Source organism: Paenibacillus campi (assembly GCF_034659835.1).
Classification (GTDB): domain Bacteria; phylum Bacillota; class Bacilli; order Paenibacillales; family Paenibacillaceae; genus Saccharibacillus; species Saccharibacillus campi.
Map to the genome: position 1 here is coordinate 52,830 of NZ_JAXSQZ010000010.1, position 15,369 is coordinate 68,198.

Sequence of the window (15,369 nt, forward strand, 5' to 3'; positions counted from 1 at the left end):
TCGTCATGAAGGGATCATTGTTTGTAGAGAGACATGCCGGACGGGAAATGCTTATTTATTTGCCGCCTTCCTATGAGCACGCCAACTATCCGTTGCCTGTTGTGTATGTGCAGGACAGCGGTGATCTGTTTGATCCGGTATTAAACGGTAACATTTATCATCTGGAACTTAGATTTGCGGCAGGGACGTTGCCGGAGCTAATTATGGTAGGCATTACCCCGCAAGATCGTATCCATGAATATACGCCCTGGTCGGCGCAAAAATTGCAACCGGGTCGCCATTATGATCATTTTGGCGGGCGTGCCAGTCAGTATTTGTATACGCTCACTCATCAGGTGAAGCCGTGGGTCGATCGTAATTTTTATACCGATCCAAGACCGGAATGCACCGGCATGATCGGCAAGTCGCTTGGCGGGCTAGTAGCGCTGTTTGCTGCCTACGTCTATCCCGAAGTATTTGGGCGCATCGGCGCGATGTCAGCATCGCTTTGGTATGAAGGATTTGTAGAGTTTATGGCGGAGCGTGAGCTGGCGTCTGGACTGCGCATCTATATGGATATCGGCTCGCTTGAAGGGGTAGCCAAGCAAAATCGTCAGCGTTTCATGCAGTCGTTGACTAATGAAGCGGCAGCGATTTTGGCGCGTAATCAACAGCAGCCGGATCAGCTATATTTTGTGCGTCGTGAAGGGGAAGATCATGAGGCGGATTCGTTTTATCGTCGTTTCCCTGAAATGATGGATTGGCTGTTTGCCCGCAATACGGTACGGCTGCTGAAATAGTATGCTGCTGTCTTATGCTGTTAAGCAAAATGTACTGTACTGTGTACTGTCACCATTTCAAATCGGATATAAACATGCCTAAGCGTATGGATGATCAAACGATCATCAGCTACACATACGATAAATCAAAGTGACACAAGCGATTACCTTGCCAAATTGACGTTAAAAGCGGATAATAAATAAAGATATTTCTTTAAATTAAGATAGATTGCGATCCGGCAATCCGTCTGAAATAATGATAACGATCAAACAAGCTGGTATGCCAGCACAGAAGGGAGCGGTTCTACACATGGAACGCATTCAAACAGAGGAACAATATCGTGAGTTAATTGGCGGTCAGGATTATACGGTGATCAAATTTGATACGAACTGGTGCCCAGACTGCAGAACATTGGATCGCTTTATCGGAGATATTATCGAGCAAAACCCGGAAAAACGCTTTTTTGCGATGGATGCCGAGAAGTTTCAAGATGTAGCTGAGCAAAATGAAGTGCGCGGTATCCCGAGTTTGCTCGTCTATCGCGGCGGCGAGAAAATCGCCCATCTGCACAGCAAATTCGCCAAAACACCGACTGAAGTTTCTCAATACCTTGCGGAAATTAAGTAAGACCTTATCGTACTAGGGCGTGTCTTCAAACTGCTTTATAGATCGTTCGATACGGATAGTTTGCGTCAGACTACGCTGTACAGAGTCTTATTTCTGATCTTTGTGAACAATAAAATGAGACGTAGGATCGTTTGTAGACACCATCTAGAGCATGTACGCAAATTCGTAGGCTGCGAGCCTCACTTCACTGCGGGAAGGAAATAAGGGGGACAGATGGGCTTCAGTGTTTACGTTTTTGAAACACGGGAATCTACCATTACTCCTACTCCTACTCCTACTCCGTAGATTTCGGTGCGAGACGGGAGTCCGTTCCCTTATTCTGTACCGCAGTAGTGTCTGCTCCAACATGCCACGTTTGTGTACACGCCCTAGATGGATAAAGCTGTTCCAACAAAATACAACAGCGGTAGCAGTATGCGCAATCGTTTGAGGCGCACGCTCTCGATCTTGATCCAACACATACGAAACAGCCTGACCGGATTGTATTCCGTGTCAGGCTGTTTGTAGATGTGTACTCTTGATTGGCACCGAAGCATGCTGGATTGGCTACTTCATTGCCAATTGACGGCGTTTTAAAACAAGCTGTTCTACACTGCGCAGATGCAGCAGCAGTTCGTCTGCTTCGTCATCGCTTAAATCGCGAATGTTTTCGATCAGCTTATTTGCCATAGTGCCAAAAATTTTATCTAATGCACGTCCACCTTTGCGCGTAATCGAAATGCTCACATACCGGCGATCTTGATCGGAACGTGTACGCTCGATCAATTCTTCCTGTTCCAGCTTGTCGCAAATTTGCGTAACCGCGCTTGTTGTTAGCCCGGTTGCCTTAACGATATCGGTACCGTATTGACTGCCATTATTCAGCAGAAAATGCAGGATGAAAATTTCGGTTGTATTTGATTTGAGCTGACGCATCAGCGTCGGCAGCTCCATAATTCTCGGCATACGATCTACCAGCAGCAAGTAACTTTTCAAAAGCTCTCCAGATGTCTCCAATTGTGAAATCCTCCTTAGTTGAAATAAATAAAACTGTTAGTTAATTATTGGTATAATGAAAGCAACCGGAAATGGGTTGGCTATCAAGAATAAAGTATGTACATCGCCAAGATGTGAGAAACTAACATACTTTAAAACAGCCTTACCACAGTTACTCAAACATTTCTTAAAACTTCCTTAACAATATAGTAATTTGTTACCAGTATTACGTCAATGCAAATTCGACAGATTGAGACAAAAGACCGCTATCATTGACGTAAATTTGAACATTTTTTATAATTAACTATCAATATTGCCTGTTTGCAGGATGATTTTAAGAAAATGAACAATATTTTAAGTAAAAGGTGGCATCAGCTACATTGAATCAATCATCACTTCCTTTTGTAACGATGGATGAAATCGTACGTGAAGGGCATCCGGTATTACGCCAAGTTACCGAGCCGGTAAGTCTTCCGCTGTCCGAAGCGGATCGCACGATCGTAAATCGCATGATGGAGTTTCTAAAGCAATCCCAAGATGAACAAGCAGCCGAAAAGTACGGTTTACGACCAGGAATCGGTTTGTCGGCTAATCAGATCGGCTGGAATAAACGCGTATTTGTCGTCTATTTCACGGATGATCAAGACCGACAAGTGGAGCACGTATTTTGCAATCCCAAGCTGTTAAGCCACTCAGCTGCGATGACCTATTTGGAGCATGGCGAAGGATGTTTGTCTGTAGATCGCGATGTTGAGGGCTATGTACCACGTTATGAAAAGGTGACCGTACAGGCGTATACACCAGATGGAGTGCCATTTAAGCTTAAACTTAAAGGATTTTCCGCGATCGTGTTCCAGCATGAGTATGATCATTTGAACGGTGTGATGTTCTATGATCATATCAATCAGCAAGACCCATTCCGTCTGCCGGATACCGAATATATTAAGCCTCTTTAATTCTAAACTATTATATCGGTTATTAAGCACAGTTTGGTAAACTTTTTTGTTATAAAATTTAATACTTTTTTAAAACTTAAGACATAGAAGAAGGCTGTCGCTTGCAGACAGTCTTTTTCTTTGCCATGATGTTATGATACAGTATATTTCCAGATGCGTTTTTGTAAGCGTTTCATATTTTAAAGGCTGATTTAAAAAACGTACCGTACAGTTATGATTGATGATCGATACAGGCAGTGTATTACAGCTTAATGAGGGAGAGCGGTAAGCCAATGTGGCAGTTGTTCATCCAACGCATTAACGATATTAAAATAAAAAACAAGCTGATTATCGCCTATATTTTTGTGGTGATGTTGCCTGTGCTTGTGATCGGCGGCGTGGTAGTCAATTATTTGCGCCAGGATGCACTGGACAGTGCGATTGAACAAACGACCAACAATGTGGAGCGAATCAAAAATCAGCTAACTACGATGTTACGGGTGCCGACGAACATTTCGAATGAGCTGTTGTTTGATACCCGTCTTAGTCATGTCGTCAATACCCGTTATGACCGTGTATACGATCTGGTAGAAGCGTATCGCAATTATCAGGAATTCGACGAATACCAACGCCTTTATTCCGAGGTATCGGCTATTCGCTTTTATACGACAAATGATACGATTCAGGACAATCTGGAATTTATGCGGGTCACTTCCGACATTCGCAGCAGCAATTGGTACAAAGCGGCGATGAACAGCCGCGTCATTAACTGGTTTTACCGTAGCGACGATCAGATTAGCCCGATCAAAGTGCTTAGCCTCGTACGGAAGGTTAATTTTACCGATTATACGACTAGCGGAGTGTTGGTGATTGAGCTGAGTCAATCGTATTTAAATTCATTGATTAGTGCCGAACCGTTTGAGACGATGATTCTAGATGACAAAGGCAATATCGTATCCGCCAAAAATACGGAATTAATCGGCAAACGACTGGATGATCCGGATATCGATCTTGACATTGATCCATCAGTCGAGCCAGGCATTTACGAACATGAGGTGAATGGACAGCTATCCAACATCGTTGTTGATGAGCTGATTCCGGAGAGCAGTGCCAATGGACTAAAGATCATTTCTGTCTTTTCCAATAACAGCATCGTGCGCGATTCCAATCGGATAATTTTGATCGGTACGGGGATGCTCGTTGCCATTTTGCTAATTGGACTTGTATTTTTACAGATGATCTCTCTATTGATTACACGTCGTTTGTCAAATTTAAGCAGACAAATGAATAAATTGGGAACTGGAGATTTAAAAGTGTCGTCCAATATCGGTGGCATGGATGAAATCGGACAGCTTTCCCGTCGCTTTAATGATATGGTGCTTAACATTCGTCAGCTAATGGATCAAGTGTATGAATCGAATGAGCGCAATACAAGATTGGAGATTAGCCAGCGGGAAATTAATTTTAAAATGCTGGCAAGCCAGATGAATCCGCATTTTCTGTTTAATGCGTTGGAATCGATTCGTATGAAAGCGCATGTGAACGGGGAGAAGGAGATCGCTTATATTGTGCGTTTGCTCGGCAAGCTCATTCGTAACAATTTGGAGATTGGCAACAAGCATACGACGATCGAAGGTGAGATGGAACTTGTTCGTTCTTATTTGGAAATTCAAAAGTTCCGTTTTGGCGCTCGACTTGGCTATGAGCTGCTGCTTGATCCACAAACAGCACACACTTCCATTCCACCGTTGATCATTCAGCCATTAGTCGAAAATGCGATCGTACACGGTATGGAAAGCAAGGAAGGTGGCGGTTTGATCATTATTCGTACGTTGCGCATCGAGCAAGAGGTCATGATCGATGTGATCGATAACGGGATCGGCATGAGCACGGAACGGCTTCAGCAAGTGCGAGCATCGCTGCATACAGATCGTGAAGGCGACCGCATCGGACTGAAAAATGTACACCAGCGGTTAACGCTATCTTATGGGCTTGCTTACGGGCTGCACATTGCCAGCACGCCAGGCGGTGGTACGCAAATTTCGTTCAAAATTCCGTTTGCCCCATTGCACGCCGCTACAGTCGAGCAGTCGATCGAGTGAATACAAAATAGACATCGAATAGACAATGAAGGGGGAGCATCATGTTTAAGGTAATGATTGTCGATGACGAGCCAGCGATCAGAGAAGGGTTGAAGACGATTATCGATTGGGATCGGATCGGATTTGAAGTGGTCGATGCGGCGGCGAATGGTCGCGAAGCGCTGCAAAAGTTGGAACGCATTCAGCCTGACCTGATGATCATGGATATTCGTATGCCCGGCATGAACGGTCTGGAGGTGATCGAGCAGCTTCGCCGTCAGCATAGCCGGACGCATGTGCTTATTTTGAGTGGGCATGCGGATTTTGAATATGCGCGCCGTGCGCTTGGTTATGGGGTCGATGGCTATTTGTTAAAGCCAGTCGACGAGGTAGAGATGGAGCGCGAGCTCGTGCGTGTGTATGAATCGCTACAACAGGCACAGCATCTCGCTGTACAGCGTCAGCAGCCTGTACATGAGCATGAACTGATCGAGCAGATGCTGCTCAGCAGCTCAGGCAAGGAGCAGGAACGCGCGTTGCAAGCGTTGGCGCTCGATTGGTCCTCTTATCAAGTACTGCTGCTGGAACAATATGTTGGCAAGGGCGATCCTGCCGATGGCTGGAGCAGCGAGCTGGAGCAGTTGCGTAGCTGGTGGACGTCGGAGCAGCGGCATATCATTTTTCGTGCAGGCAGTTATATCGGGCTGTTGACCGGTCGTCCGTATGGGCAACGTGAGCTAGGTGAGCTGCGCGAGCGGCTACTTGCTCATTGTTCAGCAGCGGAAATATGGTATGTTGCCGCAGGAACTGAAGTCGATGAGCTGGAACAGATTCGTCATAGCTATGCAGAGGCAGCTGATTTGCTAGCGCAACGCTTTTGGTTTGGTGCAAATGGGCTGGCGCTTGCTGGCAGCAAACAGCAGCAAGTAGAGGTAGCAAGGCAGCAATCTATCTTAGCTACGCCACAGGCGAATGAATGGGCAGATCGATTGTATTATGCGGTCGATATTCGCAGTTTGGAAGCGGCTGAACGTGTATTGTCCGATCTGATCACCGCCTGTCATGCTGCCGGAATGGCTGAACGCGATACGAAAAGCCTGTCCTCCCATGTGCTGTCATTGGCACTCAGTCGGCTCCCAGGCAGTGTGTCCGGTTCCGGCCCGGCAGTGCAGCAATGTCTCGCCCTTATACCGGAACTGTATTCGGCACCGGCGGCTACCGAGATGGTTCGGTTAATGCTATGCGGGTTGGAACGATTGTTGCAATCGATCAACGGTGTGAGTCACGAATCGGTGATGAAGCAGATGACCGACTTTATTCGTCGTCATTATAGCGATAATCTGAAGCTAGAGCTGCTTGCCGAGGTGTTTAACTACAATAGCGCTTATCTTGGCAAAATGTTTAAAACGTACACCGGCGAATCGTTCAATCATTTTCTGGATGGGGTGCGGCTTGATCGGGCGAAACAGTTACTGGCGCAAGGGATGAAAGTGCATAAGGTGGCATCGTTGGTCGGATACGCGAATGTCGATTATTTTCATAGCAAATTTAAAAAGTATACCGGCGTTTCGCCTTCGGCGTACCGTGAGCAAATCGAGCGCGGCGAGCAAGGCTAAAAACTTGCCAACGGTTACGGACGCAGCTGTTGGTGCTGTTAGCAAAGCAAGCCGTACAGCCATTCATAACGAGCAGCAATAGAGCTTGCGCCAATATCGGATAGACGCGAAGCACATATCACCTGGCAATCAAATGACGGATAAATGACCGAGAAGATCATCTGTTATGTTGGTCATATTCAAACGCGATAGCGCTGAACATAATAGTATTAGCCCAAGATGGTGCAGCTTTGCGTGCGGAAATTGATTTATGTGCTTACTTTGCAGCTGGCAGATAAATGTTCCTTATTCCTGTATAGCGTAGTTCATGCTGCTATACATCGGCTTGCCCTACACTTAAAGCGAACAGTACGTTATGACGGCATCCAATAAATAGTATGCAGCCTGCTTTCCTTATGGAGAGCAGGTTTTTTGTATGAACAAAGACAGCGGGCAGTTGGAAATGGACAGCGCATATCCGTTTATTTGTAGTGATGAGCGGTGCTGTGGCGAAGATGTCTAATTTTTATATGATTTTACATACAATTTGTCAGGTATTAACAGTAAGCGCTTTCTTTTATAATTTCAGTATGTAATCCACACAGATGCGTGGCAGGTGTATAGAGCCTGATCCGGCAAGGATGAAGCCGATTATTAGGAAGGTGGATGAGACGATGGATTCAACAACGAAGCAGACTTCTTCCCGCAAACGGGACGAGCTAGCTACTGCCCGTCAGCTTAAAACAGGCGGTTTCTGGAAAGTGTTTAAGCAGCAAAAGTTTCTGTATCTGATGTCGGTTCCGTTTGTCATCTGGGCATTTATATTTAGCTATGTACCGTTATGGGGCTGGTTGATGGCTTTTCAGGAGTTTCGTCCGGCACGCTCGTTTTTCGAGCAGAAATGGGTCGGATTGGACCAGTTTATTACATTGTTTCAGGATCAGCAGTTTTACCTGGCACTGCGTAATACACTGGCGATGAGCTTTCTCGGCTTGATCTTTGGCTTTATTTTCCCGGTTGTGTTTGCGATTTTGCTCAATGAAGTGCGTGGCATGATGTTCAAACGGACGGTGCAGACCGTTTCGTATTTGCCACACTTTGTATCATGGGTCGTTGTGGCTGGGATCGTAACCAAATCATTGTCAACGGACGGTGGAATTATTAACGAATTGCTAGTATCGCTACACATTATCGATCAGCCGATTCAATTTATGGCACAAGGGAAATGGTTCTGGGGAATTGTAACCGCTTCCGATGTGTGGAAAGAGATGGGTTGGAATACGATTATTTATTTGGCGGCGATTACCGGTATCGATCAGGAGCAGTATGAAGCGTCCAAAGTCGATGGGGCAAACCGTTTCCGGCAAATGTGGCATATTACACTACCAGGGATGCGGACAACGATTATCGTCTTGCTCATTATGTCGATCGGTCACCTAGTCAGCATCGGATTTGAAAAGCAGTTTTTGCTCGGCAACAATCTTGTGACCGATTATTCACAAGTGCTTGATCTGTATGCACTGAAATACGGGCTGGAAATGAACCGGTACTCCTACGGTACGGCGATCAGTATTTTTAACTCGGTAATTAGTATTTTATTGCTGTTCACGGCGAATGGCATTTTCAAGAAAACGACCAAAGAGAGCATTATGTAGCTTGCCGCTCATATCGCTGCCCCGCTGCTGCTCGCTGTACAAGTATGCAGTAGCAGGATAGCGGCACCGATTCGATTGAAAGGGGAGATTACGTATGGCAGCCAATAAAGCGTTTAACGCAACCCGAGGCGATAAAATATTCGATGTGTGCAATACGATTTTAATGTCACTCGTGTTGATTGTGACATTGTATCCGTTCTTGAATGTACTGGCGATCTCGCTAAATGAATCATCCGATACGGTACGCGGCGGCATTCATATTATTCCACGTGCCTTTACACTGGAAAACTATTCTGTTATCTTCCAATATCAGGGATTGTTGCAAGGTGCGCAAATTTCGGTGCTACGTACGATCGTCGGCACATTGCTCGGTTTGTTGAGCGCATCGATGCTTGCGTTTACGTTAAGCCGGGTCGATTTTCAAGCACGACGTTTTATCTCGGTCTTTTTGGCGCTGACGATGTATGTGACTGCCGGGCTGGTGCCAACGTTTCTGCTCATTCGTGATCTCGGCATGATCAATAGCTTCTGGGTGTATGTGTTGCCTGGTGTTGTAAGCGCATTCAATGTGTTTATTATCCGCTCCTTTATTGATGGTTTGCCGTATGCGTTGCAGGAATCTGCCAAACTGGATGGTGCGAATGATTTTACGATTTACTGGCGTGTTATTTTGCCGCTCTGTAAGCCGGTATTAGCGACGATTGCGCTGTTTTTGGCGGTAGGGCAGTGGAATGCATGGTTTGATACGTATTTGTACAATGCTAGTGCGCCGCAATGGACGACATTGCAGTATGAGCTAATGAAAGTGTTGCAGCAGAGCACACAGCAAAGCGGTGCAGTCAATGCGAATGATATGGCAAGACAGATGGCGAGCATCTCGCCGGAATCGATTCGGATGGCGATTACGATCGTAGTAACGGTGCCGATTCTGATCGTGTATCCGTTTCTGCAAAAGTATTTTGTCAGCGGGATGACATTAGGCGCGGTGAAAGCGTAAGCCAAACCGCAATAGCATAAGCTCAATTGGAAGCGAGACGGTATAGGGGTGGAGCGCAATCAATGTAACTGCATCAAGCACAAACATACCGAGTATGATCGTACCGTAACAAGTAGCTATGTGTAACCGTATCCAACAGCTATGTGGCGATACTGTCGCCTTAGCATATAGAGATGGAGTGCAACCACTGAAATCAAAGGGGGCTTTTGAATGGCTAGTAAATGGTTGAAATGCATTATGATCCCGTTGTCGGTTGTCTCACTTGCAACAGCAACTGCTTGCGGAGGCAGCAGTGATCCGGCGCAAACGGAAACATCGGACGTATCCACACCCATTACAATTTCCTTCTTCGGCTCGGATGCGAATCCGACATGGAACAATATGAAGGATGATGTCGGACAAGCAATTACGAAAGCGACAAATGTAACGATTAATGCCGAGTACGATGTGAGCGGCGGCGGTACGCAGAAGATCGCCCTGATGACTGCTTCCGGCGAATATCCAGATACTATTTTCCCAAAAGGCTCGATCACAAAGCTGGTTGAAGCTGGCGCATTGATTGATTTGACCGATCTGATTAACAAATATGGCCCGAATATTAAAAAAGTATATGGCAATGATCTGTCCCGTCTGCAATACAGTAAAGAAGACCCGTCGATCTATGTGCTGCCAACTAATGCCGGTGTAGGCGAGACGAAGTTTGATGCGGGCGGTGGCTTTGAAATTCAGCACCAAGTCATGAAAGAGCTTGGCTATCCGAAAATCAAAACGGTGAAAGACTTTGAAAATGTACTAAAAGAATACAAAGCGAAGCACCCGACGATCAATGGACAACCGACGATTCCGCTGACATTAAATGCGGATGACTGGAAAATTATGATCACTGTCACGAATCCTGCTTTCCTAGCAACAGGCGCACCGGATGATGGTGAATTTTACATTAATCCAGAAACATATCAAGCCGAGCTGCATTATAAACGTCCAGAGGAAAAAGAATATTTCCGCTGGCTGAACCATATGTATAATGAAGGTCTGCTTGACCCGGAAACATTTACACAGAAAAATGATCAGTATTTGTCCAAAATTGCCAGCGGTCGTGTGCTCGGTCTGATCGACCAAGATTGGGACTATCAGCAAGCCGAAAACTCGCTCAAAACATCCGGCATGCCAGAGCGTACGTATGGACATTATCCACTACAATTGGATGATTCCACCAAAGACCGCTCCTTCCAAGATATCGGCCCACCGGTCGGTTATGGCATCGGCATTACGACATCCGCCAAAGACCCGATTCGGATTATTAAATTCCTCGACTGGATGGCTTCCGATGAAGCACAAGTGCTGAACAACTGGGGCATCGAAGGCAAACATTATGAAGTGAAAGACGGCAAACGCGTCATTCCGCAAGCTATTCAAGATCGCAAAATTAATGATAACACCAACTTTACGAAAGAAAGCGGGATCGGTATGTACTATTTCTCCGTCCATTATGGGGATGGAGTGAAAGATTCCGGCGGCAACTACTACACAACGAACTTCCCTGAGCAAATTTTGGCAAGTTATACCCAGCCGGAGAAAGATGCGCTTAAAGCGTACGGTGCGACCACATGGAAAGACCTATTCCCACCAAAAGAAGATTTCCCGATTAAAGCGTGGGGTGCTGCTTACAATTTGCCTTCACCGGATGATCCAAGTTATACGGTCGCGTACCAGAAATCACAGGATATCGTGCGCAAACGGGTGCCGGAAGCGATTTTGGCGAAACCGGATCAATTTGATGGTATTTATGATCAGATGGTTGCCGAGCTGAATACAGATGAGATGAAGAAGATGGAAGCAAGTTATTCGGAATTGATCAAAAATACAGTGGAGTTGTGGAGTAAATCGAGTACAACGAAGTAATATTTCCCGGGAATTACTGTTGATGATGGATCGCATCATCGCCGGTGAAAGAGCAGTAGAAACGAAGATGAAGCAAAAACGAGTAAGCAAAAGCAATACAAGCCAAGCACAAAGGGGGCGCGCGTAACAGCGCTCCTTTTCTGCTATCTACAATAACTAGACGAATAAAAGCGGAAAGCGATAGCAGCCTAGTAAATTGTCTCAAATATATTTACGGTATGCCTAGTTCATAATTGCTTGACAATGAATACGTTTAGGTATGTGTGAACCTGATTTTTATTTGAGACAGCGTACTAGTCGACGAGTACGAGTATGTTGACTACTTTTTAATACCGACTTTGAGTGCTTGTTTAGGTCGTTATGAAGAAGGAAGCGAAGTCGCTGTACAATTCAAATGAATCACGGTCAACACATAAGTACATAGTCTCGATCCAACATACAATTAACATGCATCTGAACTCGTTTATACTCAAGCGATTAGGGGATACATCTACCTGCAATTAGAAGGAGACTATCACTAGCTACTGCATGCTCCACTGATCTTAAAAGCATAATTAGACCGACATAACAGACTAACCCTATACAAATCCCTAATTTCCCGTACATAGAAACATAAGTTACAGCCTGTTATGACGCTAGTGTATACACTATGATGTAAGCGTATACGTTGGTATGTTGTATCATTCACATACTCATCTATTTTGGGAGGCTATACATATGACTATTTTTCAATTTCCGCAACATTTTCGCTGGGGTACAGCTACCGCTTCATATCAGATTGAAGGTGCGTATGAGGAAGGTGGGCGTGGCTTGTCGATCTGGGATACATTTGCGCATACACCTGGCAATGTATATGACGGGCATAACGGCAATATCGCCACAGACAGCTATCATCGGTATGAAGAAGATATCGCGCTAATGAAGCAACTTGGCATCGATACGTACCGCTTCTCGATCGCTTGGCCGCGTATTATTCCGGATGGAGATGGTGAGATCAATCGCGAAGGGATCGACTTTTACCATCGGTTTGTGGACAAGCTGCTGGAAGCGGGCATTGAGCCATTTTGCACGCTGTATCATTGGGATTTGCCGCAGACGCTGCAAGATGATGGCGGCTGGGAAAATCGCCGTACGATCGATGCGTTTGTGAAATATGCCGAAGTGATGTTCCGTGAATTTAGCGCCAAAATCAAATTGTGGCTCACATTTAACGAGCCGTGGTGTATCGCCTTTTTGTCCAATTTGGAAGGTAAGCATGCGCCTGGCAATACCGATTTGCAAATTGCGCTCAATGTAGGGCATAATTTGCTCGTGGCGCACGGACATGCGGTTAAGCTGTTCCGTCAAATTAGCCCGACAGACGGTCAAATCGGCATTGCGCCCAATGTTGCCTGGGCGGTGCCGTACAGCAAAAGCGAAGCGGATCGTGCAGCTTGCAATCGCAACATCGAAGTGTATGCCGACTGGTTCCTTGATCCGGTGTATAAAGGAAGCTATCCGCAATCATTGTACGATTGGTTCAAAGCAGCAGGCGCTACCCCGCCGGTGCAGGCAGGCGATATGGACATCATCGCCCAGCCGATCGATCTGATCGGCATTAACTACTATCATCCGACCGTAAATCGGTACAACCCGAAAGCCGGTTATTTGCACAGCGAACCGATCGATATGGGCTTGTTCAAAACCGATATCGGCTGGCCGATCGATTCGACCGGATTATATGATGTGATCCATTATTTGCAAAAATACGGCAATATCGATATTTACATTACCGAGAACGGGGCGTGCATTAATGATGGTGTGCAAAACGGCATCGTAAACGATACGGTACGGATTAGTTATTTGCAGCAGCATATCGCTCAGGTGCATCGTGTAATTAATGATGGCATCCAGTTAAAAGGTTATATGGCATGGTCGTTGATGGACAATTTTGAATGGGCGGAAGGTTACCGCATGCGCTTTGGGCTGATCCATGTTGATTTCCGTACCCAAGTGCGTACACCAAAAGAAAGCTTTTACTGGTATCAAAATGTGGTGCGTAACAACTGGATGGAGACGCGCTAATTCGGTATCAACCGGAGCAGGCAAACGATAAGGCAAAATATAAATGAAGCATTGCGAATCAAAAGCTTCCTTTTGTGGTAATAAGTCGTATGGCACTTCTGCTTGGTACGCCGGCTCAAACGATGAACCGATTCAGGCAGACATAGCAGTAATACGACTATCCGGGAAAGGGGAGTGGATTCCGTGGCTACCAAATCCAGAGGACCGAGCGAGAAAAGCTCGGCACAAAACACATATGGACTTAGCAAAATGTTAACTGTTGTCGCATGGCTAAGCTGTGCTGCCGGTATTTTGCTTATCGTGCTTAATCTGCAACCATTCAATGATAACAATCTCGGTTTGATGATCGGTGTCGGCTGTTTGGCTGCATTTGCCTTTATTTATTCTTTAGCCAAATGGCTTGGCTCAATGCAGGCGCGCAGTGACGAAGGGAAAGATGGCATTAAGGACGACTAGTATTTTCCTGACTGTCCATGCGATTTGTCATAGGCAAACATAGCTGTCCAGCTTGAATTTTAAAATTAAGGCTCCTTTAAGAATTATTCTTAAAGGGGCTTTTTTACGAAGTAAATATATGTTAATCTTTAAATAATGTGAAAACATTCACTTCTGCTTGCTGATAAATTGACAGATTTGTTAACAAGCCAAAAAAAATCGAAATTTACACCTTCTATGGATACGCAAATAGGACACTTAGTGTTAACATAGGAATGTGTGGTTTCAACATTATGAACGTCATAAGCGTTAAGTGAGAAAGGGGATCAAGATGAGCAAAAAACCAGGTTCGCGCCTTATGTTCTGGGTTGTTCTGGTTGTGACTGTGTTGTCGCTGGCTCTGACGGTTTGGGCGCTAGTTGCTGGTTCTAGCAATTATGCTGTTCTTAATCCGAAAGGACCAATCGCAGAAGGACAACGCGATGTCATTATCATTTCGACGATTCTGACCGCGATTGTTATTGTACCGACAACCATACTGACCTTCGTTATTGTATGGAGATATCGTGACAAACCGGGCAGAAAGGCTAAGTACGATCCGGATTTCAATCACAGCAATGTGTTGGAATCGATCTGGTGGGGCATTCCGATTGTCGTCATCGCCGTACTCGGTATCGTAACCGTTCGGTATACGTACGCACTCGAGCCTTCCGTAGCTATTAAGTCTGACAAACCACCTATCGTCATTCAAGCCATTTCGTTGGATTGGAAATGGGCGTTTTTCTATCCGGAAGAAGGAGTCGCTACAGTGAATACGCTAACGATTCCGGAAGATCGTCCAATTCGCTTTGAACTGACTTCCGATGCTCCGATGAACTCCTTCTGGATTCCGCAGCTCGGTGGACAAATTTATACGATGTCCGGTATGGCGATGAATTTGTATTTACAAGCAGATCATACAGGCACATACTACGGTTCAGGCGCCAACTTTAGCGGTGAGCATTTTGGTGATATGAACTTTGATGTCAATGCCGTAACTGAATCCGATTATGAAGCATGGGTGAAAAAGGTGAAAACCGAGTCCCAGCCGATGACGCTGGATACGTATGAGTCCATCGCAACACCGGGTACAGCGGACAAGCAATATTTCTCCTCCTTCCCTGAAGGATTGTTCCAAAAAATCGTAACCCAGTATTTGCCTGGCGGTTTGTCTGAACACCGTAAACCGGTACACACGACACCTGCAATGCGAGATCAAGGCATTTAAGACGGTTGGTTGAAGTGACGTTATGTTGTACGGACGATATGCGCCGCATGCGTCCGCGTAAATAAGCAGCGCGTCGG

General features: G+C 45.7%; 12 protein-coding genes. 11 read left to right on the forward strand and 1 reads right to left on the reverse strand.

From position 1 onward, the window contains the following. The first annotated feature begins 5 nt into the window (after window positions 1–5). Window positions 6–779, forward strand: coding sequence for an alpha/beta hydrolase (locus U1I11_RS19145; RefSeq protein WP_322907726.1), 774 nt, complete (start codon window positions 6–8; stop codon window positions 777–779). A 289-nt stretch (window positions 780–1,068) separates the two neighbouring features. Continuing rightward, entirely contained in the window at window positions 1,069–1,386 is a 318-nt protein-coding gene (locus tag U1I11_RS19150; RefSeq protein WP_322907727.1) for a thioredoxin family protein, read from the forward strand. Between the two features lie 546 nt (window positions 1,387–1,932). Here U1I11_RS19150 and U1I11_RS19155 read toward each other — a convergent pair. Beyond that, a complete protein-coding gene (locus U1I11_RS19155) occupies window positions 1,933–2,382 on the reverse strand; it encodes a MarR family winged helix-turn-helix transcriptional regulator (protein WP_322907728.1) in 450 nt (149 codons plus the stop codon). 359 nt (window positions 2,383–2,741) lie between these two features. On the opposite strand from U1I11_RS19155, the gene def reads away from it, so the two are divergent. The 9 genes from def (at window position 2,742) to qoxA (ending at window position 15,292) form a co-directional block, all read left to right on the forward strand. After that, window positions 2,742–3,317, forward strand: a complete 576-nt coding sequence (def, locus tag U1I11_RS19160) for a peptide deformylase (RefSeq protein ID WP_322907729.1) — start codon at window positions 2,742–2,744, stop codon at window positions 3,315–3,317. 272 nt (window positions 3,318–3,589) lie between these two features. Further along, window positions 3,590–5,398, forward strand: a complete 1,809-nt coding sequence (locus U1I11_RS19165) for a sensor histidine kinase (protein WP_322907730.1) — start codon at window positions 3,590–3,592, stop codon at window positions 5,396–5,398. Window positions 5,399–5,439: 41 nt separating this feature from the next. Then, complete coding sequence (locus U1I11_RS19170; protein WP_322907731.1) at window positions 5,440–6,993, forward strand: response regulator transcription factor; 1,554 nt, start codon at window positions 5,440–5,442, stop codon at window positions 6,991–6,993. A gap of 653 nt (window positions 6,994–7,646) precedes the next feature. Next, window positions 7,647–8,627, forward strand: coding sequence for an ABC transporter permease (locus tag U1I11_RS19175; protein WP_322907732.1), 981 nt, complete (start codon window positions 7,647–7,649; stop codon window positions 8,625–8,627). 94 nt (window positions 8,628–8,721) lie between these two features. Beyond that, window positions 8,722–9,624 (forward strand): carbohydrate ABC transporter permease, encoded by a 903-nt coding sequence (locus U1I11_RS19180; RefSeq protein WP_322907733.1) that lies wholly within the window; start codon window positions 8,722–8,724, stop codon window positions 9,622–9,624. Window positions 9,625–9,834: 210 nt separating this feature from the next. Then, complete coding sequence (locus U1I11_RS19185; protein ID WP_322907734.1) at window positions 9,835–11,526, forward strand: ABC transporter substrate-binding protein; 1,692 nt, start codon at window positions 9,835–9,837, stop codon at window positions 11,524–11,526. Between the two features lie 717 nt (window positions 11,527–12,243). Beyond that, window positions 12,244–13,590, forward strand: a complete 1,347-nt coding sequence (locus U1I11_RS19190) for a GH1 family beta-glucosidase (protein ID WP_322907735.1) — start codon at window positions 12,244–12,246, stop codon at window positions 13,588–13,590. A 183-nt stretch (window positions 13,591–13,773) separates the two neighbouring features. Beyond that, window positions 13,774–14,046 carry a hypothetical protein gene (locus tag U1I11_RS19195; RefSeq protein ID WP_322907736.1) on the forward strand — a complete coding sequence of 91 codons (273 nt, stop codon included), beginning with the start codon at window positions 13,774–13,776 and terminating at the stop codon, window positions 14,044–14,046. 310 nt (window positions 14,047–14,356) lie between these two features. Next, window positions 14,357–15,292, forward strand: coding sequence for a cytochrome aa3 quinol oxidase subunit II (gene qoxA / locus U1I11_RS19200; RefSeq protein ID WP_322907737.1), 936 nt, complete (start codon window positions 14,357–14,359; stop codon window positions 15,290–15,292). The last annotated feature ends 77 nt before the right edge of the window (window positions 15,293–15,369 follow it).